We start from the raw sequence: 24,296 nt of genomic DNA, 5'->3' as shown, positions 1-24,296 counted from the left end.
CACCGGATCAGCCCCCAAAGAGATCGGATTGCGGTTTCGGCGCCTGCAGCCCGAGGTGTGTCCAGCCCTTTTGTGCCAACATCCGCCCTCGCGGGGTGCGTTGGATCAACCCTTGCTGCAAGAGGAAAGGCTCAATCACCTCCTCCAGCGCATCCCGGCTCTCGGACAGCGCAGCGCTCAGAGTTTCGATCCCGACGGGCCCCCCCGCATAGTTTTCAGCCATCAGACGCAAGTAGCGCCGATCCGCCCCATCCAGCCCCAGATGATCGACCCCCAGGCGTGTCAGCGCCATGTCGGCCAGATCGCGTGTCACCTTGCCATCGCCCTCAACCACCGCGAAATCCACAACCCTGCGCAAAAGCCGCCCGGCAATCCGCGGTGTGCCGCGCGCGCGCCGCGCAATCTCACGCGCGCCGCCTTCATCCGCCGGCGCCCCAAGCTTGCGTGCATTCCGGTCCACGATGATGAACAACTCGTCCTCTGTATAGAACTGCAGCCGCGTGGGAATGCCGAAGCGGTCGCGCAGCGGCGTGGTCAGCAACCCCATGCGTGTGGTGGCCCCCACCAGCGTAAAGGGTTGCAGCTCGATCCGTACCGTGCGCGCCGCCGGTCCCTCACCGATCACCAGATCAAGTTCAAAATCCTCCAACGCGGGGTAGAGCACCTCTTCCACTGCCGGGTTCAACCGGTGGATTTCATCGATGAAGAGCACATCGCGTGGCTCCAGATTGGTCAGGATCGCCGCCAGATCGCCCGCCTTGGCCAGCACCGGGCCGGACGTCATGCGAAACCCCACCCCCAACTCGCGCGCCATGATCTGCGCCAGCGTGGTTTTGCCCAGACCGGGTGGGCCGTGAAACAACGTGTGATCCATCGCCTCGCCGCGCTGCCGGGCGGATTGGATGAACACGCGCAGATTGGAACGCGCCTCGGCCTGCCCCACGAATTCATCCAGCATCTGCGGACGCAGCGCCCGGTCGTGATCCTCGGGCAGCGGCTCCGGCCGCACGGTGGGGTCAATATCGCTCATGGGGTGTCCTGCAGGGTCCCGGGCATCTTAGCCCTTCGGCGCTAGAAGTTTCAACGCCGCACGAATAAGCGCTGGGGTATCCGCCTCAGGTGCCTCACCCGCCGCTTGCGCCACAGCCCCCGCAGCGTCCCCGGGACCGTATCCCAGATTGCCCAGAGCCGACAGCGCATCCGCCTGAGCCGAGGGCGACATCTGCGGCGCGGGGGCCGCCGTGGCGGGGGTCTCGATGACCGCCGCCCCGGCATCGCCGGTCGCGACGGCAAGGGTGCCCCCCATGGCCATCACACCCGGCGCCTTATCCTTAAGGTCCAGCACCACGCGCTGCGCGATTTTCGGACCGATCCCCTTTGCCGCCTTGACCGCGTTCCAATCCCCCAGCGCAATGGCGCGGCTCACACCGTCGGGCCCCAAAGCGCCCAAGATGGCCAGCGAGGCCTTGGCCCCCACCCCCTGCACCGAGGTCAGCAGCCGGTGCCATTCCTTCTCTGCCAGTGTCGTGAACCCAAAAAGCTGCATCAGATCTTCGCGCACCACAAGATCGGTAAAAAGCGCCACCGCCTCGCCCACGCCTGGCAATGCGGCCAGGGTCCGCTCAGAACAATAGACCAGATAGCCAACGCCGCGCACATCGATCAACACGTGATCCGGAGCGCGATACTCGATCCGGCCGGTGATCTTGCCGATCATGCCCGCGCCCTCTCAATGGCAGCACTAAGCCCACCCGCGCCGCTATGATGCACATGACAAATGGCAATCGCCAGTGCATCCGCCGCGTCGGGCCCGGCAATCTCTGCACCGGGCAGTTGCAACTTCACCATATGCATCACCTGCCGCTTATCCGCATGGCCCACACCGACCACCGCCTTCTTGACCGAATTCGGGGCATATTCGCCAATGCTCAGCCCCGCCTGTGCCGGTACTAACATCGCGATCCCGCGGGCCTGACCCAGCTTGAGCGTGCCCGCGCCATCCTTGTTCACGAAAGTCTGTTCGATGGCTGCCTGCTGCGGGGCATGTTCCGCGACCACGGCACTCAACTGGCTATGCAGGGACAACAGACGCTGCGCCAGATCCGTACCACTTGAATGACAGATTCCATTGGCAACATGGCTGATCCGGCTGCCCAAAACGTCAATCACGCCCCATCCGAGGTTCCGCAACCCCGGGTCGATGCCAATTACCCGTATCATAAGCCCTGCCCTGACCATTTAAGTCGTTTTTTAAGCATTAGCACGAAAGGCGAACATCCGCAAAGTGCTTCATTTTCCAGACGGCAATTCAATCAAATGGCAAACACTGACCCAATCGAAGGTCAAATACGTCAGATTCCGGTCTGTTTTCGACACGTAGTCGATTCCATTTTATGTTTATTTACATACTGTTAACCACAACGTGAACCCATGCACGGAATGCATATCAAACATGCATTTTCACATCTTGCTCAAAATTCAGGCAATCCCTATCTGCAGCTCATCACACACCGGCATGACCGGTTCACCTTCAGATAAAGGACGGCTACAATGGCTACTTTTGATACTTCCCGCACCACCTATGGCTCCGCAACTGTTGCAAGCCGTTTCTTCAGCACCATTAGCGCAGCAATTGCCTCCATGATCGCATGGAACGACGCACGCGTGACGCGCAATGCCCTGGCAGGCCTGACTGATCGTGAACTCGAAGACATCGGCCTGAGCCGTTCGGACATCGACGCAGTCGCTGAAAGCAACATCATCCGCTAAGCGCTGCTGTCGTGCCATGTTGGCGCAGATACGAAAAAGCCGCCTCTTCCGAAACGGGAGAGGCGGCTTTTTTAACAGTGAACACCTTTGGAGGGACGTTCATTCACACACCCGAACAGAACCTGGTTCCGTTCGCACACATCAGGGTAGTTTCGTGACAATCGTCTCGGCCACATAAGACGAAACGACGTCTGGTTGCATCACCCACGCCACAACCTGTTCAAACATTGTGCCAGCCTCCAAGCGCTCAATGCGCCCTTCATACGTGGCAAGCCCGGTCGATACGATCATCAAAGACTTAAAGAGCAAAATGCCGACAACGGTGAAGACAATCGTGCGGGGTCTGATCGGGAACCGCGCACGCTTGGGCTCGACCGTGATCAGGCCATCGGGGCCGATCTTTGCAGTGTAGCCGCGCGCCATCTTCTTGTGTTTCGTGCTGAGCACGGCAAGGCGTTTTTCGAATTGAGCGTAATCTGTCACCACACTCTCCTGAAGATCAGGCCCCCACCGGATCTATTCAAAATTGCCGCTAAAACGTCTCAAATTCAAGACAAACCACCAAAATGCGGCGGAAATGGGGCAATTAAGGCAGTTCTCTACCCAGAGTAAGCGTGGTCCAGTCAACAATCTGCTCGCGGTGAATTAGATTGATGCCGGCATCGGCATAAACCTCGATCACATCATCGGCCTGCTCATTCAGAATACCAGACAGAATCGCGTGTCCGCCGGGGGCCAGATGCCGCGCCATATCCGGGGCCAAAGCGATCAGCGGCCCCTTCAAAATATTGGCAAAAACCAAATCGAACGGGCTTGTGGCAAGCAAATCTGGATGATCAAAACCCGCCGCTTCAAGGCACAAAACCCGCCCCTCAAGTCCGTTTGCCGCCGCATTACTGCGTGCCACCTCGACAGCCACCGCGTCGATATCGCTTGCCAGTACCGGGTTTGGCCAGATCCGGGCGGCGGCCATGGCCAGAACCGCCGTGCCGCAGCCGATATCTGCTACTTTCTGGCCCACCACACCCGCATTCGCCAGTCTGTCCAGCGCACGCAGGCACCCCAGCGTGGTGCCGTGGTGACCGGTCCCAAAGGCCATTGCGGCCTCGATCAACAAGGGCTCCGCCCCCGCCGGCACCTGATCGGCGTCATGGCTGCCGTAGACAAAAAAGCGCCCGGCAGCGACGGGGGCCAATTCGCGTCGCACATGCGCAACCCAATCGGTCTCCGGCACTTCGGAGACGACAAAGGGTTTCGCCCCGACGGCAAGCGCAAGAAGCGTCAACGCGGTGTCATCCGGCGGGTCCGTGAAATACCCGCCGACTTCCCACAGGCCGGAGCCGTCTTCGACTTCGAAAACACCAACGCCCGTGGGCTCCGGATCCAGCGCCTCCATGGCGGCGCCGAGTTTCTCGGCGGCGGCCTTGCCGGGCAATGTGGTCAGGGCGGTAAAAGTGGGCATCAACGTCTCCGGTATCGGTCCGGGTTCGGGTAGGGCCGGGCGGGCGGAAGGTCAAGCGTCTCGGGCGGGACGGGCCGGAGACTTTGCACAAAGCGCCACCCCCAGAGGGCGGAAAAGGCGCCAGCAAGCGCCCCGGCCGCTGCCTGGCCGTAGATCACTCCCGGCGCACCGTAATATGTGGCCAGCAGGGCTGCGGCAGGCCAGCTCATCGCCCCGTCCTTCAGCCAGTTGACCACCGTCGAACGCCCGGGTTTGCCGAGATTGTTAAAGGCCGCGTTGGAGACAAAGAGCGCACCGACAAAGATGAACCCGCCCACGCCAATGGTGGTGAAGGCCCAAATCACCTCCGCGCCCTGCCCGCTCAACCCGAAGACCGCGATCACATGCGGCGTTGCAGCAAGCAGAAGCGCCCAGGTCACGCCGGTGTAGATCAGACAGAAAATCAACGCATCACGGTAGGTCGTGCGCAAGCGGTCACACTGCCCCGCCCCGTAGTTCTGGCCAAAAATCCCACCAATCGCGCCGGAGAGGGCAAAGATCCCGCCAAAAGCCACCACCGTCAGCCGCCCGACCACGGCCCAGGCCGCAACGGCGTCATCACCAAAAGGTGCCATCACAATCGTCAGGAAGTAATTACCCGCCGGTGTCGCCATCTGCGTTGCAATCGCGGGCACCGCGACGATCATATAGGGCCACAGGATCTCGGCCGTCATCCGCAGATCAGGCATCGCGATCAGGCGGTGCTGGTGAGCGGCGTAGAAGAGGCCCAGCCCCATCAGCGCAAGCCGGAATGCGCACAGGCCAATCGCCGCGCCATCCAGCCCCAGACCGAGCCAGAGGATAAGAACCGGATCCACTAGCATCAGAAGGGAGCCGGACAACAGGGTCACATACATCGCCTTCGCCCCCAGCCCCTCGGCGCGCAAAGCCCCGGAGGCGACCATGCCCACGGCCATGAAGGGCAGCGACGGGATCGTGAACCCCAGGTACCGGGCCGCGAGGGCAGCCGTCTCGCCGCTGGCGCCCGCCAGTGCCACGAGATCATGCCGGAAAAGGACGATCAGAACCGCAACAACCGCCTGAATGATCGCGGCAATGGCAATGGCACCGCCGGCCTGCCGCCGGGCCGCCTCCCGGTTACCCGCGCCAATGCTGCGCGAGATCAGCGCCGTCGCCGCGATCATCAGCCCCACTCCGGAGGAGACCGAAAAGAACTGAATTGCATAGGCAAAACCGATAGCCGCCACCAGCGACGGATCGCCCAACTGCGACACCCAGAGAAGATTGGCCGCATCCACCAGGAAAACGAAGGTGATGCCCATGGCCCCCGTAGCCGTCATGCGCACCACATGCCCCATGGTTGAGCCGGTCAGAAACCGCGCATCGCTCATTCCGCTGCTGCCGTCACCGGGTGGGAAAAGATGGTTTCATTGCCCTTCTCAGGATGGCGCGGGATCATCATCGCGAGGATCAATGAGACCCCAGCCATCGCCGCCGCCAGGAAAAACACCGCAGCGGGTGACGCCAGCCACAACAGCCCCAGCAATACCGGCAGAAAAACCGCCGCGATGTGATTGATCGTGAAGGCGACTGCAGCCGTGGGGGCGATGTCGCCCGGGTCCGCGATCTTCTGGAAATAGGTCTTCAGCGCCAGCGCGAGACCAAAGAAGATGTGGTCGATCACGTAGAGCGTCGCGGCCACCGCCACGCCCCACCCGAGATAGTAGACGCCGCCATAGGACAGAAACACAATGATCAGCCCAATGTATTCAAAACCGAGCGTGTGGCGTTCGCCAAAATAGCTCACCGCGCGGCCCAGCAAGGGGGCCACCAGCATGTTGATCACCAGATTGATGAGGTAAAGCAGCGTGATCTCATGCACGTCATAGCCAAACTTCTCGACCATCATGAAGCCCGCGAAGACCACGAAAATCTGTCGCCGCGCACCGGACATGAACTGCAAGGCGTAATAGAGCCAGTACCGCCGACGCAGGACCATCTTCTTGATCTGCGGATTGGGTGCCTCGAACTGCGGATAAGCGATCATCGCGAAAACCGCGATGGCAACGGTGATGCCGCCCCCGATCAGGTAGACGATGTTATAACTGAGCTGCAGCGTGTCCCAGAGCGCCATGATCGCCAGATAGGCCACCAGCGTCGCAGCTGACCCGGCCGCCAGCAGCCACCCAAGCATCTGCGGCGCTTCTTTCTTGCTCAACCACTGCAACTGCAGCGACTGGTTGACCGTCTCGTAGTAGTGAAAGCCAATCGAACTCAGCATGGTGATGGTCAAAATGCCGCCCATCGACGGGAACCAGGCGGTGACCGCCGTGGCTGCCCCCAGCAGGATCAGGGACACCAGACCGAGCACCTGTTCCCGCATGAAAATAATGATCGCAATTACCCCCACGGCGAGGAAACCGGGGATCTCCCGCACCGTATGCAGCAAACCGATGTCGCCCCCGTCAAAGCTGGCCGCGTCGATCACGAAGTTGTTCAGCAAGGCGGACCATGTATTGAAGGCAATAGGCATCGCCAGCGCCATCAGGAACAACAACGCAATCGGTCGCCGCCAAAACGGCAACCGCTTTGCATCTGCAAGTTTCACAAATTGGGCCATGGCCGACCCATATGCTTTTTGCTTTCCTTTGACGAGGCGCAAAAACGCACAAAACCTGTCCGCAGACGCACCTGCCGTTTCATTGTTCGTCAAATATGCCCGCCGGAGGCCCCTCTCGCGGCGCAAGCGCGAGAGGGAAAATGCTCAGTAAAAACTCTGCGGATCGATATCCACGGCCAGCCGCAGATCACCCTTGATGCGCAATTGCCCGACCCATCTTGCCAAGGCCTCCTGCAGCGGCGCAGATTTCTCCGCCTTGACCAAAAGCCGCACCCGGTGTCGCCCCCGCACCCGGGCGATCGGCGCCGGAGCCGGGCCAAAGACCTGCGCGCCGATGGCCCGCAGCGGAGCATCTTGACGGGCCAGGAAGTTGCCCGCATCAAAGACCATTGCCACATCCGGCGCGCTCAGAATGATCCCGGCCATGCGCCCGTAAGGCGGCACGCCTGCCGCCTCCCGCTCACGCGCCTCCGCCGCCCAGAACCGCTCCTCATCCCCTGCCAGAATGGCGCGGATCACCGGATGCTCCGGCTGATAGGTCTGCATCAATGCGGCGCCCGGTTTCTCAGCCCGCCCGGCCCGCCCGGCCACCTGCCGCATCAGCTGAAAAGTCCGCTCTGCCGCACGCAGATCCGAGCCCTGCAGCCCGAGATCCGCATCGATCACCCCCACCAGCGTGAGTTTGGGAAAATTGTGCCCCTTTGCCACCAGCTGCGTGCCGATGATCACGTCTGCGGCCCCCTCAGCAATGCCCTCGATCTCAGCCTTCAGCGCCCGCGCCGAGCCATACATATCCGAGCTCAGCGTTGCGATGCGCGCCTCGGGAAAAAGCGCCGCCGCCTCCTCGCCCAACCGCTCGACACCGGGGCCGACAGCGGCCAGCTTCCCTTCGACCTCACAGGAAGGACAGACCTGCGGCATCGGCTTGGTCTCACCACATTGATGGCAAACCAGCCGCTTGAGGAACCGGTGCTCGACCATGCGCGCATCACAGTGATCGCAGCCGATCTGATGCCCGCAGGCCCGGCAGAGCGTGATCGGCGCATAGCCGCGCCGGTTGATGAAGAGCAGCGACTGCTCCCCAGCCTCCAGCCGCGCCTGCACCTCGCGCTGCAAGACTGCAGAAATCCAGCGGTTGGACGGCAGCTGCTCCGCGCGCATGTCAATCGCACGCATCTCGGGCATGACCGCCGGACCAAAGCGCGAGGTCAGCTCCAGACGCTTGTATTTGCCAGCCTGCGCATTCGCCCAGCTCTCCAATGACGGCGTGGCCGAGGCCAGCACCACCTGTGCGCCGCAGATCGACGCGCGCAGCACGGCCATGTCGCGCGCGTTGTAAAGCACGCCTTCCTCCTGCTTGTAGGAGGTGTCATGCTCCTCATCGACAACGATCAGCCCGAGGTTCTGAAACGGCAGGAACAGCGCCGACCGCGCGCCAATCACCAGTTGCGCATCGCCCTGCCCGACCATGCGCCAGATGCGGCGGCGTTCGGTCATCGTCGCCCCGGAATGCCACTCCGCAGGTTTGGCACCGAAGCGCTCCTGCACCCGTGTCAGGAACTCCGCCGTCAGCGCGATCTCCGGCAACAGCACCAAAGCCTGCCGCCCGGCACTCAGCGCTGCCGCCACCGCCTCCAGATACACCTCCGTCTTGCCGGACCCGGTCACCCCGCGCAGCAGCGTGGTGCCATAGCGTTCCGACCGCACCGCCTCGGCAAGTTGCGCAGCACCTGCCGCCTGATCGTCGGTCAGATCTTTACCCGGCAGCGCCGGATCGAGCCGTGGAAAGGGCAGATCGCGCGGGCTTTCCTCTTCGGCGACGGCGCCCTGCGCCACGAGGCCCTTCACCACAGACGGGCCCACCCCGGCCATCTCGGCCAGTTCCTTCAGCGTGAATGCCAGATCGCCGTAGTCGGCCAGAACATCGAGGACCTTGCGCCGCGCCGCCGTCATCTTGTCGGGCTCCGACGCCCCGCGCCGGTAGATCTTGCGCATCGAGGGCGGATCACCTAATCCCGGCGCGCGCGTGGCCAACCGCAACATTGCGGGCAGCGGTGTCAGCGTATAATCGGCAGCGCGCTCCAGGAAGCTGCGCATCTCCGCGCGCATCGGCGCCACGTCGAGCACGCGCAGAACAGCGCGAATTTTCGCCAGATCATAGTTGCCCTTGCCCGGCCCCCAGACCACGCCCAACACCTTGCGCGGTCCCAGCGGCACCTCGACAAAGGCGCCCAGATGGCACCCGCCTTCAGGTGCACGGTAATCCAGCGCACGGCCCAAAGGCTGCGTCGTCAGAACACCGATCAGGTCACCCTGGTCGTAGAATTGTGGCATGCTCAAAGGGGCAGGCTCCGGCAGGAATAGGCATTTGAGGGTTTAAGCATCGCAGATCATGCGGTAAAGCCAAGCGCAAGACGGAAAACTGTTAGCGTTCACATCTACCTCCGAAAGGACCCGACCCATGAAATTCTTTGTCGACACCGCCGACACACAGGCGATCTCCGAACTCAATGATCTTGGCATGGTCGACGGCGTGACAACCAACCCGTCCCTGATCCTGAAATCGGGCCGCGACATTCTTGAGGTGACCAAGGAAATCTGCGGCATCGTGGACGGCCCTGTCAGCGCCGAAGTCGTGGCACTTGAGGCCGAAGCGATGATCGCCGAGGGGCGCAAGCTAGCCGAGATCGCGCCGAACATCACCGTCAAACTGCCGCTCACCTGGGACGGGCTGAAGGCCTGCAAGGTGCTGTCAAGCGAAGGCAAGATGATCAACGTGACGCTCTGCTTCTCGGCCAATCAGGCGCTGCTAGCCGCCAAGGCCGGTGCGACCTTCATCAGCCCGTTCATCGGACGCCTTGACGACATCAACCTTGACGGCATGGACCTCATTCAGGACATCCGCACGGTCTATGACAACTACGGGTTTGAAACGGAAATCCTCGCCGCCTCCATCCGCTCGGTCAATCACGTGCAGGAGGCCGCGCTGATTGGTGCCGACGTCATGACCGCGCCGCCGGAAGTGATCAAGAAGCTGGCAACCCATCCGCTGACTGATAAGGGGTTGGAGCAATTCATGGCCGACTGGGCCAAGACCGGTCAGAACATCCTCTGACCGGCACGCTGTCGAGACTATGCATGCACCAGCGCCTCAGCTCAGGGCGCTGGCACCTATTGGCAACACCTCGCCCATCTTGATGTCGGGACGCGAAGTTCAGGGCAGATTTTATGGGAATGTCGTGCTAGGGTTGTGAAAAAATAATGAGTAAGAAAATGAGCAGCAGTCCCAAGATTGAAGACGCTCTGAGAGAGGCGATCATCTCTCAACCCGATGTCATTCTGGACGACAAGGATGTCATGAATGCGTTGATTGCCGCGAATGAGCGGTCGATGGGGGCCAATATCGTCGATCTGCGCGGCATCGCGATGGACCGGATGGAGACCCGGCTGGACCGGCTCGAAGATACACATCGTTCGGTGATTGCGGCGGCTTATGAAAACCTCGCGGGCACCAACCAGATTCACCGCGCCATCCTGCGCATGCTGGACCCTGTGGACTTTGAACCATTTCTGAAAGATCTCGGCGGCGATGTTGCGGAAATCCTGCGTGTCGATGCGGTCAGGCTTGTGCTGGAGACGGCGCAAGGCGACATGGACCTGGTGCTGAGCAGCCTTAGCGATGTACTGACGATCGCGGATCCCGGGTATGTAGAGGATTACCTGACGCAGGCGCGCGGCGGTGCGTCGCGGCAGGTGACCTTGCGGCAGGTGCAAAGCGGGTCCGAACGCCTCTATGGCGACAAGGCCGCCTGGATCAAATCGGAAGCATGTCTCAAGCTGGATTTCGGCTCGGGTCGTCTGCCCGGCCTTCTGGTGCTCGGCGCAGAAGATCCACATATGTTCGGCCCACAACAGGGCGCCGATCTGTTGGTCTTTTTCACTGGCGTGTTCGAACGGGCAATGCGCCGCTGGTTGTCGTGAGCCTGATCAGTCCAGCCGCGCGGGATGCGCTGGAGACCTGGCTGAGCCATCAGCGGGCCTTGAAGGGCGCAGCGCCAAACACCGTCACTGCCTATCAAGGGGATGTGGTTGAATTCCTCGCCTTTATCACCGAGCACAAGGGCGAGCGGCAGGGTCTGGCGGCCCTTGCGCGCATTACGGTCACCGATATGCGCGCATGGATGGCGCAGGCCCGCGGCAGCGGGATCGCGGCCCGGTCGCTTGCGCGCAAGCTCTCCGCGGTGAAGGCATTTTATCGGTGGCTGGCCGAGCGAGAGGGTTTTGAGCCAACCGCCGTTTTGTCAGTGCGCGCGCCCAAATTTCAAAAGAAGTTGCCGCGCCCGCTGGCCGAAGACGCTGCGCGGAACCTGATAGATGCCATAGAGTTGCAGTCCGAGAAGCCGTGGGTGGCCGCACGGGATGTGGCGGTTGTGACATTGCTCTGGGGGTGTGGGCTGCGCATATCCGAGGCACTGGGATTAACCGGAGCAGAGGCACCCCTGCCAGACGTGTTGCGTATTCTGGGTAAGGGCGGCAAGGAGCGCGTCGTGCCTGTCGTGCCCGCAGCACGCACTGCACTTGATGCATATCTGAAGCTTTGTCCCTATCCCTTGGAGCCTGATCAACCGCTCTTTCGGGCGATCCGTGGCGGGCCATTGGGCCCGGGGGCGATCCAGAAAGTCATGGCGCGGGCCCGCATGCAGCTTGGCTTGCCAGCGAGCGCCACGCCCCATGCCATGCGCCACAGCTTTGCAACGCATCTGTTGGACGCAGGCGGTGATCTGCGCGCCATTCAGGAGCTTTTGGGCCACGCCTCCCTCTCCACGACCCAGGCCTATACGGCCGTGGATACCGCCCGCCTGATGGAAGTCTACGACCGCGCACACCCAAAGGCCTGAGGCCGCTCACGGCTTTGTGCGGCGAGTTTACCCGTCCGTGTGCGGCACCTGTGGCAGTGTCGACCTGCGGCATACCGCCGCATACAATAACCTGAGGGACCTCAATGACACGTTTCAGCCTAGCCCTGTCTGCCATGGCCTTTTCACTGACCGCGACCGCTTCCCATGCTGCGGACTGCGCGTATAACGCAGAAAGCCCGTTCGATCTCGAACAGTCCGAGATCGACGTGCTCTATGATTGCGTGAAGGATGCGATGGCAGAAGGTTACGCCAAGCAGGGGGACGCAACCGGTTCCGAATACCGTAGCTGGACCGTGACGGCGACATCCGCCGCCGTGCAAGGCGCGCACAGTAAACGCGCGCTTCTGACCTTTGCCAATGACATCGCCGCCGAACAATATCTGAAGTTCGAAGAAGAAGGTGTTGTCATGCCCGTGGGCTCAGTTCTGGCCAAGGAAAGTGTGTCGTTTAGCAAGAAGAAGAAACAGGCCCGACCCGGTCCGCTCTTCATCATGACCAAGGTGGCTGCGGGCGAAGCGCCTGAAACCAATGATTGGGTCTATGGAGGTTTGCAACCCAACGGCAAGCCAATGAAGTTCAAGCAGGCTTTCTGCCATGACTGCCATGCCGCCTGGGAAGATCAGGATTTCCTCGCCTATCCGGTCGAAGAGGTGCGCGTCGGCAACTAGACCACTGCAAAACTGGTGCATTCTGGCCCGTTCGGTCGCCCGGCGGGCCTTTTCCTTTTGCATCCCGTAGCCCCTTGCGGCATGAACGCAGCATGACTTTGAGGTTACGCGCGCTTGGCGTGCATTTGTTTACAGCCACGGGCGCGGTTTTCGCCATGCTGTCCATGCTGGCAGCGGTCGATGAGAAGTGGGACCTGATGTTCCTCTGGCTTGTCGTGGCCTTTTTTGTCGATGGCATTGATGGCCCGCTCGCACGGCACTACCATGTGAAGGTCAACGCGCCGGAGTTCGATGGCGTGCTGCTCGACCTGATCATCGACTATCTGACCTATGTCTTCATCCCGGCCTTTGCGCTCTTCAAGTCTGGCCTTATGGATGGCTGGACGGGGTGGTTCGCGATCATTGTCATCACCTTCGCCTCAGCCCTCTATTTTGCCGACACGCGCATGAAAACAAAAGATAACTCCTTCTCAGGCTTTCCTGGGTGCTGGAACATGCTGGTCCTGGTGATCTTTGCCTTGCAACCGAACTTCTGGGTCTCGCTCGCGCTGGTAACGGCGCTCGCCGTCGCCATGTTCCTGCCGCTGAAGTTCGTACACCCTGTGCGCACAGAACGCTGGCGCATTATCACCCTGCCTACAGCGCTGGCCTGGACATTCTTTGCGGGCTGGGCGGCCTGGGTGGATTTCCATCCCCAAAGCTGGGCGCATTGGGGCCTGGTCGCGACGTCGGTCTATCTGGTCTTTGCCGGTATCGCGCAGCAGTTGTTCCCCCAGCGGGATGCGACTTAATCACGAAAGGGTGGCCTGAAAGCCCACCCTACCTGTCTGCCACATTGGGCTCATCCAGCAGGTAAGGTGGGCTTTGAGGCCACCGTTGCTCAGCTCAAATCAGCAGACCGGCCGCTTTCTCATGACGCAGCAGCGCGACCTTGGTCTCGACACCGCCTGCACCGGAAAAACCCGTCAGGCCTTTGGCACCCATGACCCGGTGGCAGGGGATGATGATCGGGATCGGATTGCCACCGCAGGCCTGACCCACGGCCTGTGCCGGTGCCCCCAGAGCCTTGGCGATATCGCCGTAAGTGCAAGTATCGCCAAAGGGGATCGCATAGATTGCATCGCAGACGGCACGCTGAAATTCACTGCCCTGCACCTGCAGAGGGAGATCAAAGACCTCACGTTCTCCTGCATCATATTCTCGCAATTGACTTGCCGCCCTCTCCAGTACTGGAGATGTATCCTCACGACGCGCCTTGCCCCAGCGGACCGCTGTGATGGCCCCTGCGTCTTCCACGAGCACCAGATCACCAAATTGGGTTGAGACGGACTTTTCCAACATAGACGTAATCGTGACGCGAGACCCGCACCACGGCAACCCGATTTCTGCGCTTCCGAAGGAACAGCGGCAACCCGAAGGCCGCCGCCCGCCGTTTTCAGCTCATTGCAGTGTTGCAGCGTCCGCAAACGCCCGTATGCGCATGCGCGCCCACGTCCGGCAGCACTTTCCAGCAGCGGGCGCATTTCTCGCCCTCCGCCTTCGCAAAGGCCACCGCAACGCCCGGCACTTCCGGTAAGGTAAATGCACCCTCCGGTGCTGCTGTGCCCGTGACGGTTACCTGCGAGGTGATGCAGATGTCCTCGAATGGTAGCGCCTCGAGCACCGCGCGAAGGGCACCATCTGCCACATATACAACCGGGGCCGCCTCAAGCGATGCGCCGATGACCTTGTTGGTCCGCTCTACTTCCAGTGCTGCAGTGACGACGCGGCGCGCAGCACGCACACCAGACCATTTCGCTGCAAGCTCCGGCGCCAGCCAGTCATTGGGCGTTTCCGGGAAGTCCTGCAAATGCACCGAACTGCCCGCCTCCGGGAACCGTTCCAGCCAAACTTCTTCCATCGTGAAGACCAACACCGGCGCCAGCCATGTGGTCAGGCGATGGAAGAGCAAGTCCAGCACCGTGCGTGCCGAGCGGCGCGCCACCGTATCCCCATCACAATAGAGCGCGTCCTTGCGGATATCGAAGTAGAAGGCCGACAGATCCACCGTTGCAAAGGTGAAGACCGCCTGAAACACGCCCTGAAAGTCATACTTCGCATAGCCCTCGCGCACCGTCTGATCCAGTTCCGCCAGACGGTGCAGCACCCAACGCTCCAGCTCCGGCATTTCCGATACGTCCATTCGGTCCGCCGCGTTGAAATCATTCAGCGACCCCAGCATGTAGCGCATGGTGTTGCGCAAACGGCGATACCCATCGGCCACGCCCTTCAGGATTTCCGGCCCGATCCGCTGGTCCAGCGTGTAATCCGTCTGCGCCACCCAGAGCCGCAGGATGTCTGCACCGTATTGCTGCACGACCTTTTCCGGCACGATGGTATTGCCGAGCGATTTGGACATCTTCATGCCCTTCTCATCCAGCGTGAACCCATGGGTCAGCACCGCGCGATAGGGTGCATGGCCTTGCGTGCCCACCGATTGCAGCAGCGAGGAATGAAACCAGCCACGGTGCTGGTCGGTGCCTTCGAGATAGAGATCGGCCACACCGTCTTCGGATCCGTCTTCGCGGTCACGCAGGGTAAAGGCGTGGGTCGATCCGCTATCGAACCACACATCAAGGATGTCGGTCACCTGATCGTAGTCATCGGGGTTCACGACATTGCCCAGAAAACGCTCTTTGGCGCCTTCCATGTACCACGTATCCGCGCCTTCGGCCTCAAAAGCCTCGACGATGCGCGCGTTCACCTCCGCGTTGCGCAGCAGGAAATCCGGATCCGTCGGCAGCGCGCCCTTCTTGGTGAAACAGGTCAGCGGAACGCCCCAGGCCCGCTGGCGCGACAGCACCCAGTCGGGCCGCGCTTCCATCATCGAATGCAGCCGGTTGCGCCCGGATTTGGGCGTCCATTGCACATTGTCGATCTCGGTCAGCGCCCGTTCGCGGATCGTTGTACCGTGTTGATCCTGCCCGTCGCCCACCGGCTTGTCGATCGCCGCAAACCACTGCGGCGTGTTACGATAGATCACCGGTGCCTTGGAGCGCCAGGAATGCGGATAGCTGTGCTTGATCTTGCCCCGCGCGAGCAGCCCGCCCACCTCGGTCAGCTTGCTGATCACGGCGCTGTTGGCATCGCCTTCCTTGCCGTTCGGCTTCAGGATCGCCTTGCCGCCAAAGAACGGCAGGCCATCGCGGAAATGCCCCTCGTCCGTGACGTTGTAGGTGATGACATCCTGCAGCATGCCCAGATCACGGTAGAGCTCATATTCCTCCATCCCGTGAGAGGGGGCACAATGCACAAATCCCGTGCCCTCTTCGTCGGTCACGAAATCCGCCGCACGGAAATCGCGGATATCATCCCACTCGCCACCACTGCCCTCGGCATCTTTCAAGGGATGCGCCACGCGTAGCTGGCTCAATTCCTGCGCCGTCACATCCCGCACACGGCGGTACATGGTGTCATCCAACCGCGCCCGGCCCAGCACATCCGCCGCCAGCTTGTCCGCCAGCAGATACCGGTCTCCGATGTTCGCCCAGCATTCGTCCGGCCGCCCGGTGATTTCGTACAGCCCGTAAGAGATATCTGCCCCGTAAACCACTGCCTTGTTGGACGGCATGGTCCAGGGCGTGGTGGTCCAGATCACCACATAGGCCCCGTCCAGATCAGACATCGCCTGCACCTGGCCCGCGTCACCCGTCACCGGCGGTGTGGTCTCATAGATCATCGCCCGGAACTTCACCCAGATGGTGAAGCTTTCCTTGTCGTGATACTCAACCTCGGCCTCGGCCAGCGCGGTCTTTTCGACCGGCGACCACATCACGGGCTTTGATCCCTGGTAAAGCGTGCCGTTCATCAGGAATTTCATGAACTCCTCGGCAATCACCCGCTCCGCATGGAAATCCATGGTCAGATAGGGCTTTTCCCATTTGCCGGTGATCCCCAAACGCTTGAATTCCTCGCGCTGGATATCCACCCAGCCTTCAGCGAACTTGCGGCACTCCTGACGGAAATCGACGACGTCCACATCGTCCTTGTCCTTGCCCTTGGCGCGGTATTGCTCCTCGATCTTCCACTCGATGGGCAACCCGTGGCAGTCCCAGCCGGGGATGTAGCGCGCGTCAAAGCCCATCATCTGCTGGCTGCGCACGACCATATCCTTGAGCGTCTTATTCAGCGCATGACCGATGTGCAGATGCCCGTTGGCATAGGGGGGTCCATCGTGCAGCGTAAAGGAGGTGCGCCCCGGCTTTTCGCGCAGCCGGTCGTAGATGCCGATCTCCTCCCAGCGCGCCAACCACTCCGGCTCGCGTTTGGGCAGGCCCGCCCGCATCGGAAAGTCGGTTTTCGGCAGGTTCAGCGTTGACTTATAGTCAGGTTTTTCAGCGGCTTCGGTGGTGTCGGCGCACATTGCGGACGTCCTTCAGATATCTTGGCGGAATGGGGAAAGCGGTCGGTGCGAGCGGCTCAAACACCTTGGCCCGGCGTCTCATGATCTCAGAGCGCCGGGGATATAATTCGAATGATAATAACGCGGAGGTCATCCATGCGCGCCTTATAAGCAGACCGGCACGGCGCGACAAGTCCCAAGCAGCGAAGGCTCTCAGGAGGCAGGTAGGGTGGGCTTCAGGCCACCTTGCCCCTCAGTCGTTCACATGCGCCCAGGCCGCGGACATCACCACCGATCCTTCGCCCACAGCAGAGGCCACGCGTTTGACAGAGCCTGCGCGCACGTCCCCCACGGCAAAGACACCGGGACAGGAGGTTTCATATTGCGTCCGCCCGCCCGCATCCGCTCCTGTCAGCACAAACCCCTTGTCGTCCAGCTTGATCAACCCGGAAAGCCATTCGGTATTGGGCGCCGCCCCGACCATGACAAAAAGCGCCCCTGTTCGCAGGTCCCAGTCCTGACCAGAGGCATTGTCGCAGATGGTGATCTTGTCCAGCGTCTCTTCCCCGTGCAACGCGGTCACCTCGGTGCGGGTATGGATGGTGATGCGCGGATGCGTGGTGAGACGTTGCACCAGATAATCAGACATCGAGGATGCCAGCGAAGGCCCGCGTACGAGCAGATGCACATGGCGCGTGGTGCGCGCCAGGAACATCGCGGCCTGCCCTGCCGAGTTACCACCCCCGATCACGGCCACTTCCGTGTCCCGGCAATAACGCGATTCCACTTCCGTGGCCGCGTAATACACGCCTGCGCCTTCGAACCCTTCCAGACCGTCCAACGGCATGCGGCGGTACTGGACACCGGTGGCCACGATCAGGGCCTTGGCGCTCACCTCCTGCCCGTCATCCAGCATTGCGTGAAACCATTTCTCGTCGCACTGACGCAAAGCAGACGCGCGCCGGGGCACGGAAAACTTGGTGCCGAACTTCATCGCCTGCACCTCTCCGCGTCCTACCAGATCACCACCCGAAATGCCCGTCGGAAAGCCCATGTAATTCTCGATCCGGCTTGACGTGCCCGCCTGCCCGCCCACGGCCATATCCTCCAGCACCAGCGCGCTGAGCCCCTCGGCCCCGGCATAGACACCGGCAGCCACACCCGCCGGCCCGCCGCCGACGATCAGCACATCAAAACTGGCGTCCTCCTGCGTTTCCAGATGCAGCCCGAGCATCTGGGCCACGCTGCGCGGCGTCGGTGGGTCGATCTTGCGTTCACGCCCGAAAATCACACCCGGCTGTGCTTCCTCGATCCCGCATTGCGCAGCCAGGGCCATCGCCTCATCCGATGTCACCTCGATCTCGCGAAAAGGGATGCGGTTGCGCGCGGCAAAGCTCGCCACATGCCGGATGTCGCGGCTGATCTCCGATCCGATCAGGGTTAGCGCAGAATCCGATTGCTCCACCGCCCGGCGGCGCCGCGCCGCCAGTACCGTCACGACAATGTCGCTCATCTCCGGCATGTCGGACATCAGCTGCAGCATCTCATCGCGCGGCACGCAGAGCAGTGTGCTGTCCACCACCGCGCGGGCACCCGCCAAAGACACGCCGCCCGAGAGGAACTGCAAGTCTCCAAAGAACTGCCCCGGCCCCAACGTCGCATTGCCCATGCGCTCCATCGTCATCGGATCGACCGCTTCGACCTCACCGTCGACGACATAGTGAAACTCCGCCGACTCCGCCCCCGGCTCCTGGATCATCTCACCGGCCTTCTTGGCGCTGACGACACCTTTTTTGCGCATCGCCGCGACATGATCAGGCTCCAGCGGCCTGCGCACCATCGTGGCAAGGTCAGCAGCAAAACTCTCCATTCAATCGTCTCCCATGAACCCCATCATCGCCGTCGCGGTTCAGGATTTAGACGATCCGAACAATCCGCTGAGGCTGCTCTTAATGATATTGGGTACTTTCGGCTTTTTTCCAGCCGCAAACGGCAAAGGACGGCAGACTTCCATCGCCGCGACCCCGACACGTGCCGTCAGCGCGCCATTGACCAGCCCCTCGCCGAAGCGGCGCGAGAGCTTGCCAATGATAGACCCGCCCAGCACCGGCTCCAGCAGATCATCCCCCACGGCAACGGCACCCGTTGCCACCAGATGCGCCATCACCGCACGGGTCAGACGCCACCCCCCCAGAAACCCCGACCGCCCGCCGTAGACCTCAGCAATACGCCGGATCATACGCAGGTTGGCCGTCAACGCCGCGGCCACATCCGCCAGCGCCAGCGGCACCAGCGCCGTTACCGTCGCCACCTGCCGTGCGGCGGCTTCGACCTCACGCTGCGCGGCCTGATCCAGCGGCCCCAGCAACTCGCGGTCCGCCAAAGCGAGCAGGCTCGACGCATCCATCTGATCACGGCGCAGCTCGGCCAGCCGGTCCCGGCCCCAGCGGGTATCCTCACGCCCCTTGTACAGCGCCACCAACCGATCCGTGACCACCCGTGCCGCCTCAAGATCCTCGTCCACCAGCGCGGTATCGGCGGCGCGGCGCAGACCGTCCACCCGGCCGAGCCGACCCAGAGCAGCAATCTCGCGCAGGGCCAGCACAGCCAAAACAAAAAGGAACGCGCCCAAGAGGCCAGTGACACCCCAGCCCAGGATCGCGTTGCGCACGACCAGATCGGTCAGAAACCCCCACGCCTTGATCGAGACAATCGCACCGACAAGGGCGATGCCCAGTGACCAGAACCAGCGCACCAGTCGCGACGGTTTGCGCGCGGCAATCCCGGCAGCCACCTGCATCGCCTGACCGCTTGGCATTCCCGGTGTGTCGTCCGGCACCGGCGGCGCGTCCGCGACGGTCAGCGTGTCGGCTTTTTCATCTTCCAGCTCGATCAGGACTGGGCCCCGGGCCATCAGAAAGCCCCTTTGACCCACTCGAACCGGATATCCGGCAGGCCAGCATCGTTTTCGCTGCCGTCGGTCCGCGCGGTCTCGACGAAGCCGCGCAACCCGTAAAACCTCGTCGCCGATGAATTCGCCTGGTAGCTCCACAGCGCCAGTTTGTCCGTCTCTGCCTTGGCATCTTCCAGCAGTGACGTGCCCACGCCGCTATCCTGCGCGTCCGGCAAGACATAAAGTGCGTGGATTTCCTCTTCCCAACGCGCAATGAACCCAACGACCTTGCCATTTTTCTTGGCTACGCGGACCCAGCCTGCCTCGATCATGTCACCTGCGTACATGATCTCTTCAGCTGCCGAGTGGAGCCGCGGCAACCAGGGCATCATGTCGTTGGAGGCCGACAGGATGTGACCTACCGCACCTGCATCAAGCGTGCGCGCCGGTGAAATGGTGATCGTGCTCATAGCCTATCCCCTAAAAGGAATTGGGCTGCCTTATCAAGCCGGATATGCGGCGGACCATCGCCGGGGCGCAAAGTTAGCGGGGAAGGTGCGAAATTCATCACACGGTAGTCGTCTTCCAGCCAGCTTTTTGCACCATTGCGCGCAGGCGTCAGCAGGTGGCTGGGATACTCGGGCAGCTCCCCGGGGTAGAATGCTGCCTGTTTTCCGCTGTCGAGCAGGGTACCGCGCACCACATCCAGCGTCTGACCGTCGTGGGGTACCGTATCCTCGATCGTGGCGCGCAGAGAGGCGATGGCCATGGCGGACGTCTCTGCACCCGCGAACCGGGCCCGGTCAACGGCCCCGCGCACCAAGGCCTCCATGATCGCGGTCAGCCGCCCGTGTTGCCGGTGATGCAGGTGATCCGCCTTGGTGGCCGCGAAGAGGATTTTCTCCACCCGCTTGCCCTGGAAAAGCTGGGTCAGGAACGCATTCTGGCCCGGGCGGAAGGCACCAAGGATGTCAGCCATGGCACCGCGCATGTCCTCAACAGCGCGCGGCCCCTTGTGGATTGCGCCCAAGGCATCGACCAGCACAACCTGACGATCGATCCGGGCGAAATGATCGCGGAAAAACGGACGCACGACCTGGTGTTTATAGGCTTCATAGCGCCGGGTCATTTCGCGCAGGAGGGATTTGCGCGGGGCCGTCCCGTCGGTGGGCAAAGGCGCAAAGGTGAGCACCGGCGATCCCGCCAGATCCCCCGGCAGCAGGAACCGCCCCGGCGTGCAATCATAATATCCCGCCTGTCGTGCCGCATTCAGATAATCGGTGAAGGCCGTGGCGAGGGCCTTTGCTGCGGGTTCTTCAAGCGCCGCAGCCGGGTCCGTTGACGCAACCAAGGCCGTGAACGCCGACGCCTCCGCGCGGTCTTTGATCCGGGTCAGAACCTCTGCGGACCAGGTTGCATAATCCTTTTCGAGCAAGGCGAGGTCGAGCAGCCATTCACCGGGATAGTCCACGATATCCACGTGGATCGTGCGCGGCCCCTGCAGCCCGGCGAGCAACCCTGCGCGCTGCACCCGCAGGGACAACCGCAATTCCGAGATGGCCCGCGTGCTGTCCGGCCAGGCGGGTTCGCGCGCCGTCAACTGCGCCAGATGGGTCTCGAAATCGAAGCGCGGCACGGTATCATCCGGCTGCGGTTGCAGGAAAGCCGCCTCGATCCGGCCCTCGGCCGCCGCCACCAGATGCGGCATGCGGCCTTGATCCAACAGATTGGCAATCAGCGAGGTGATGAAGACGGTCTTTCCGGACCGTGCAAGCCCGGTCACACCGACACGCACCACCGGCTCGAACAGTGTCTCGTTTACAGTATCCTGCACGTTTTCGATCTGGCGCAGCACCGTGTCGGCGATTGAAGTGATGACCAAAGCCTGCCTGTCCCTGCAGTTTTCGTTTTGCAACACATAAGCGCTGGCGCGCGGGGGTACCAGAGGCTTCAAAGCCATTTGACGCGACACGCGCTGCGCGCTAGGGCCTGCGCCATGCCGCGCTATGCATTAAAAGTCGAGTACCACGGGAAGCCATTTGCCGGGTGGCAGCGCCAGAAGGCGCAGGCCACGGTCCAGGGTAAAATCGAGGCCGCCCTGGCCCGCTTGGAGCCGCGCGCGCATACGATTGCCGCGGCAGGACGGACGGATGCCGGGGTGCATGCGCTGGGGCAGGTTGCCCATTGCGACATGATGGAGACATGGGATCCCTTTCGCCTGTCGGAGGCGTTGAACTATCACCTGAAGCCCGATCCGGTGGCAATTGTCGCCTGTGCCGAGGTTTCCGATGACTGGCACGCCCGGTTCTCCGCGCTGCAAAGGCAATACCTCTTTCGCATCCTGATGCGCCGGGCACCGGCCACCCATCAGGACAGGCTGGTCTGGCAGGTCAAACACGAGCTGGACGTCCCTGCCATGGCGAGGGCCGCCGCGCATCTGATCGGGCGGCATGATTTCACTACTTTTCGATCCACCATCTGTCAGGCGGACAGCCCGGTGAAAACCCTGGACCGTCTGGATGTGGTACGGGTGGAGACGCCCCACGGACCGGAAGTGCATTTCGATGTGCGCGCCCGGTCCTTTCTGCACAATCAGGTGCGCAGTTTCGTCGGCACGCTGGAACGTGTCGGCGCGGGCTCCTGGCCTCCGGATCAGGTTGCCAGCGCATTGGCCGCGCTGGATCGCGCCGCCTGTGGGCCCGTCTGCCCGCCACAGGGACTCTACCTTGCACATGTGTGTTATGAAGAGAATCCGTTTGCATAGCCAAAGGTGGCCTGAAAGCCCACCTTACCTGCCTTCAATGATTGTCGCTTTCCCAACGGCCACACCTATGCCTGGTGAGGCGTCGCTGGCGCAGATGACATCAAGCGCCTAACCAAGGTTGGTCAAAATCGCGCTACTTGAGTTTTCCAATTCAAATCTGGTTAGTTGTCCCCAAATTTGCATCATTGCTTTACAAAATCACCTCTTCGCGGATTTTTGTTCGCTTTCGTTTACACGAGTCCGCTGTCTTTCGGTTCCGCCCCAGAACCGTAATTTCATCACACGCGTGCCGTGGTGGGTCAGGCCAAGGGCCCAACCCACCGGGCACTCGTTACCCAAACTCCCCAGGTACTCGTTAAACTGGCTCCGGACTGCGCCAGAATGCCTTTGTTAACGGTCGGAGAACTCGGGAAGTAGCCGGTGGGTTCCATTAGCTGGCAAGAAATGTAAGCAAAATTCTGCTGTTACCGCTGCGGCTCAGTGCATCAGGTTCACCCTGAGCGAAACGCGGCAGCCTGCAATTCACCCAACGGCTTCATGGAGAGCCTTCAGACTTTTTCCTGCGTGTGTTTGCGCAGTTCTGCGCGTGCCACCTGACGACGATGCACTGCGTCCGGTCCATCCGCAAACCGCAAGGCGCGCTGCCAGGTCCAGGCCATTGCAAGGGGCGTGTCCTGGCTGATCCCCTGCCCGCCGTGCATTTGCATTGCCTCGTCGATCACCTTCAATGCCATGCGCGGGGCGACAATCTTGATTTGCGAAATCCAAGGAGCTGCGGCACGCGCGTCCCCCTGATCCATCATCCAGGCCGCCTTGAGGCACAAGAGCCGCGCCTGTTCGATCTCCATCCGACATTCCGCAATAATGTCGAAATTCGCGCCGAGATTCGCCAGCGGTTTACCGAATGCCTCCTTTTGCAATGATCGGCGACACATCAACTCCAGCGCAGCTTCCGCCTGACCGACAGACCGCATGCAGTGATGAATGCGCCCGGGGCCCAGCCGACCTTGCGCGATTTCAAACCCGCGTCCTTCACCCAGCAACATGTTCTCGACCGGCACCCGGACGTCCGTGAAACGGATGTGCATATGCCCGTGGGGCGCGTCGTCGTGGCCAAAGACATGCATGGGCCGCAAAATCTCGATGCCGGGCGTGGCGGCATCGACAACGATCATCGAATGCTGCTGATGTCTGGGTGTCTCCTCATCCCCGGTCCGGACCATGACGATATAGACCTTGCAGCGCGGATCCCCCGCCCCCGACGCCCAGTATTTCTCCCCGTTCAGGACATAGTCGTCGCCATCCCGCACACAGGACATGGCGATGTTGGTGGCATCCGAAGAGGCGACATCGGGTTCCGTCATCAGATAGGCCGACCGAATTTCGCCTTCGAGCAGCCGCCCGAGCCAAAGCTCCTTCATGGCCGGTGTGCCGTAGCGCTCGAACACCTCCATATTGCCGGTGTCCGGTGCGGAGCAGTTGAAAACCTCCGCGCCGAGCGGCGTTTTCCCCATTTCCTCGGCAAAATAGGCGTATTCCACCGTGCTGAGACCAAAACCCTTCTCGCTGTCGGTCAGCCAGAAATTCCACAGGCCCGCCGCCTTGGCCTTGGTCTTGAGCCCTTCGAGGATCTCGGCCTGACGATCCGTGTAGGTCCAGCGGTCCTCTTTGCCGATCTCCGCGTGGTATTCGGCCTCCATCGGCATCACCTCGTCACGGATCATCGCCGCCACCCGGTCCAGAAGGGCCCGATTTTCCTCCGCCATGCCAAAATTCATATCCATCGCCCGCGCCTCCCTGATCGGTAATCGGGGCTTTCC

The 24,296-nt window shown here is 61.7% G+C and carries 22 protein-coding genes; 7 read left to right on the top strand and 15 right to left on the bottom strand.

The window, feature by feature from the left end:
* Nucleotides 1-7: 7 nt before the first annotated feature.
* From ruvB to ruvC, 3 genes are read right to left on the bottom strand one after another with little or no spacing between them, the layout of a single operon-like run.
* Nucleotides 8-1,030 carry a Holliday junction branch migration DNA helicase RuvB gene (gene ruvB, locus Q1A52_RS13005; protein WP_300015973.1) on the bottom strand — a complete coding sequence of 341 codons (1,023 nt, stop codon included), beginning with the start codon at nucleotides 1,028-1,030 and terminating at the stop codon, nucleotides 8-10.
* Between the two features lie 27 nt (nucleotides 1,031-1,057).
* Complete coding sequence (gene ruvA / locus Q1A52_RS13000) at nucleotides 1,058-1,717, bottom strand: Holliday junction branch migration protein RuvA (RefSeq protein WP_300015970.1); 660 nt, start codon at nucleotides 1,715-1,717, stop codon at nucleotides 1,058-1,060.
* Complete coding sequence (gene ruvC, locus Q1A52_RS12995; RefSeq protein WP_300015967.1) at nucleotides 1,714-2,220, bottom strand: crossover junction endodeoxyribonuclease RuvC; 507 nt, start codon at nucleotides 2,218-2,220, stop codon at nucleotides 1,714-1,716. Before ruvC ends, ruvA begins: the two co-directional genes overlap by 4 nt.
* Before the next feature lie 330 nt (nucleotides 2,221-2,550).
* On the opposite strand from ruvC, the gene Q1A52_RS12990 reads away from it, so the two are divergent.
* Nucleotides 2,551-2,769, top strand: a complete 219-nt coding sequence (locus Q1A52_RS12990; protein ID WP_299782319.1) for a DUF1127 domain-containing protein — start codon at nucleotides 2,551-2,553, stop codon at nucleotides 2,767-2,769.
* A 141-nt stretch (nucleotides 2,770-2,910) separates the two neighbouring features.
* Here Q1A52_RS12990 and Q1A52_RS12985 read toward each other — a convergent pair whose 3' ends face one another.
* The 5 genes from Q1A52_RS12985 to Q1A52_RS12965 form a co-directional block, all read right to left on the bottom strand.
* On the bottom strand, nucleotides 2,911-3,252 hold the full coding sequence (locus Q1A52_RS12985) for a hypothetical protein (protein WP_300015964.1): 342 nt from the start codon (nucleotides 3,250-3,252) through the stop codon (nucleotides 2,911-2,913).
* 103 nt (nucleotides 3,253-3,355) lie between these two features.
* Entirely contained in the window at nucleotides 3,356-4,231 is an 876-nt protein-coding gene (locus Q1A52_RS12980; protein ID WP_300015961.1) for a 50S ribosomal protein L11 methyltransferase, read from the bottom strand.
* Nucleotides 4,231-5,622, bottom strand: a complete 1,392-nt coding sequence (locus Q1A52_RS12975; protein ID WP_300015958.1) for an MATE family efflux transporter — start codon at nucleotides 5,620-5,622, stop codon at nucleotides 4,231-4,233. Before Q1A52_RS12975 ends, Q1A52_RS12980 begins: the two co-directional genes overlap by 1 nt.
* On the bottom strand, nucleotides 5,619-6,851 hold the full coding sequence (locus tag Q1A52_RS12970) for an MFS transporter (RefSeq protein ID WP_300015956.1): 1,233 nt from the start codon (nucleotides 6,849-6,851) through the stop codon (nucleotides 5,619-5,621). The genes Q1A52_RS12975 and Q1A52_RS12970 overlap by 4 nt, the downstream gene beginning before the upstream one ends.
* Before the next feature lie 144 nt (nucleotides 6,852-6,995).
* Complete coding sequence (locus Q1A52_RS12965) at nucleotides 6,996-9,185, bottom strand: primosomal protein N' (RefSeq protein WP_300015953.1); 2,190 nt, start codon at nucleotides 9,183-9,185, stop codon at nucleotides 6,996-6,998.
* A gap of 127 nt (nucleotides 9,186-9,312) precedes the next feature.
* Here Q1A52_RS12965 and fsa point away from each other — a divergent pair, with 127 nt between their 5' ends.
* The 5 genes from fsa (at nucleotide 9,313) to Q1A52_RS12940 (ending at nucleotide 13,229) form a co-directional block, all read left to right on the top strand.
* Complete coding sequence (fsa, locus tag Q1A52_RS12960; RefSeq protein ID WP_299782309.1) at nucleotides 9,313-9,966, top strand: fructose-6-phosphate aldolase; 654 nt, start codon at nucleotides 9,313-9,315, stop codon at nucleotides 9,964-9,966.
* A gap of 158 nt (nucleotides 9,967-10,124) precedes the next feature.
* Nucleotides 10,125-10,832 carry a DUF484 family protein gene (locus tag Q1A52_RS12955; protein ID WP_300015950.1) on the top strand — a complete coding sequence of 236 codons (708 nt, stop codon included), beginning with the start codon at nucleotides 10,125-10,127 and terminating at the stop codon, nucleotides 10,830-10,832.
* Nucleotides 10,829-11,749, top strand: coding sequence for a tyrosine recombinase XerC (locus tag Q1A52_RS12950; RefSeq protein ID WP_300015947.1), 921 nt, complete (start codon nucleotides 10,829-10,831; stop codon nucleotides 11,747-11,749). The genes Q1A52_RS12955 and Q1A52_RS12950 overlap by 4 nt, the downstream gene beginning before the upstream one ends.
* A 104-nt stretch (nucleotides 11,750-11,853) precedes the next feature.
* Nucleotides 11,854-12,438 (top strand): cytochrome P460 family protein, encoded by a 585-nt coding sequence (locus Q1A52_RS12945; RefSeq protein WP_300015944.1) that lies wholly within the window; start codon nucleotides 11,854-11,856, stop codon nucleotides 12,436-12,438.
* Nucleotides 12,439-12,530: 92 nt separating this feature from the next.
* Nucleotides 12,531-13,229 carry a phosphatidylcholine/phosphatidylserine synthase gene (locus Q1A52_RS12940; RefSeq protein ID WP_300015942.1) on the top strand — a complete coding sequence of 233 codons (699 nt, stop codon included), beginning with the start codon at nucleotides 12,531-12,533 and terminating at the stop codon, nucleotides 13,227-13,229.
* A gap of 94 nt (nucleotides 13,230-13,323) precedes the next feature.
* Here Q1A52_RS12940 and Q1A52_RS12935 read toward each other — a convergent pair whose 3' ends face one another.
* The 6 genes from Q1A52_RS12935 to Q1A52_RS12910 all read right to left on the bottom strand — a co-directional run bounded on the left by Q1A52_RS12935 (nucleotide 13,324) and on the right by Q1A52_RS12910 (nucleotide 21,594).
* Nucleotides 13,324-13,779: a methylated-DNA--[protein]-cysteine S-methyltransferase gene (locus Q1A52_RS12935; protein WP_300015939.1), complete on the bottom strand. Its 456-nt coding sequence runs from the start codon at nucleotides 13,777-13,779 to the stop codon at nucleotides 13,324-13,326.
* Between the two features lie 94 nt (nucleotides 13,780-13,873).
* The gene (ileS, locus tag Q1A52_RS12930; RefSeq protein WP_300015936.1) at nucleotides 13,874-16,840 is read right to left on the bottom strand and encodes an isoleucine--tRNA ligase; all 2,967 of its coding nucleotides are present in this window, start codon (nucleotides 16,838-16,840) and stop codon (nucleotides 13,874-13,876) included.
* A 232-nt stretch (nucleotides 16,841-17,072) separates the two neighbouring features.
* Nucleotides 17,073-18,689: a cyclic nucleotide-binding domain-containing thioredoxin-disulfide reductase gene (locus Q1A52_RS12925; protein ID WP_300015933.1), complete on the bottom strand. Its 1,617-nt coding sequence runs from the start codon at nucleotides 18,687-18,689 to the stop codon at nucleotides 17,073-17,075.
* A 39-nt stretch (nucleotides 18,690-18,728) separates the two neighbouring features.
* Nucleotides 18,729-19,733 (bottom strand): YcjF family protein, encoded by a 1,005-nt coding sequence (locus Q1A52_RS12920; protein ID WP_300015930.1) that lies wholly within the window; start codon nucleotides 19,731-19,733, stop codon nucleotides 18,729-18,731.
* Complete coding sequence (locus tag Q1A52_RS12915; protein ID WP_299782291.1) at nucleotides 19,733-20,182, bottom strand: GNAT family N-acetyltransferase; 450 nt, start codon at nucleotides 20,180-20,182, stop codon at nucleotides 19,733-19,735. Before Q1A52_RS12915 ends, Q1A52_RS12920 begins: the two co-directional genes overlap by 1 nt.
* Nucleotides 20,179-21,594 (bottom strand): YcjX family protein, encoded by a 1,416-nt coding sequence (locus Q1A52_RS12910; RefSeq protein ID WP_300015927.1) that lies wholly within the window; start codon nucleotides 21,592-21,594, stop codon nucleotides 20,179-20,181. The genes Q1A52_RS12915 and Q1A52_RS12910 overlap by 4 nt, the downstream gene beginning before the upstream one ends.
* 114 nt (nucleotides 21,595-21,708) lie before the next feature.
* Between Q1A52_RS12910 and truA the strand changes: the two genes are divergently transcribed.
* Nucleotides 21,709-22,476, top strand: a complete 768-nt coding sequence (gene truA, locus Q1A52_RS12905) for a tRNA pseudouridine(38-40) synthase TruA (RefSeq protein ID WP_300015924.1) — start codon at nucleotides 21,709-21,711, stop codon at nucleotides 22,474-22,476.
* Between the two features lie 548 nt (nucleotides 22,477-23,024).
* On the opposite strand, the gene Q1A52_RS12900 is transcribed toward truA, so the two are convergent.
* A complete protein-coding gene (locus Q1A52_RS12900; RefSeq protein WP_300015921.1) occupies nucleotides 23,025-24,260 on the bottom strand; it encodes an acyl-CoA dehydrogenase family protein in 1,236 nt (411 codons plus the stop codon).
* Between the last annotated feature and the right edge of the window lie 36 nt (nucleotides 24,261-24,296).

The organism is uncultured Roseobacter sp., from assembly GCF_947488185.1.
Taxonomy (GTDB): Bacteria; Pseudomonadota; Alphaproteobacteria; order Rhodobacterales; family Rhodobacteraceae; genus Roseobacter.
The sequence above is the reverse complement of the archived record's forward strand: the minus strand, read 5'-3'. Positions and strand labels throughout refer to the sequence as shown.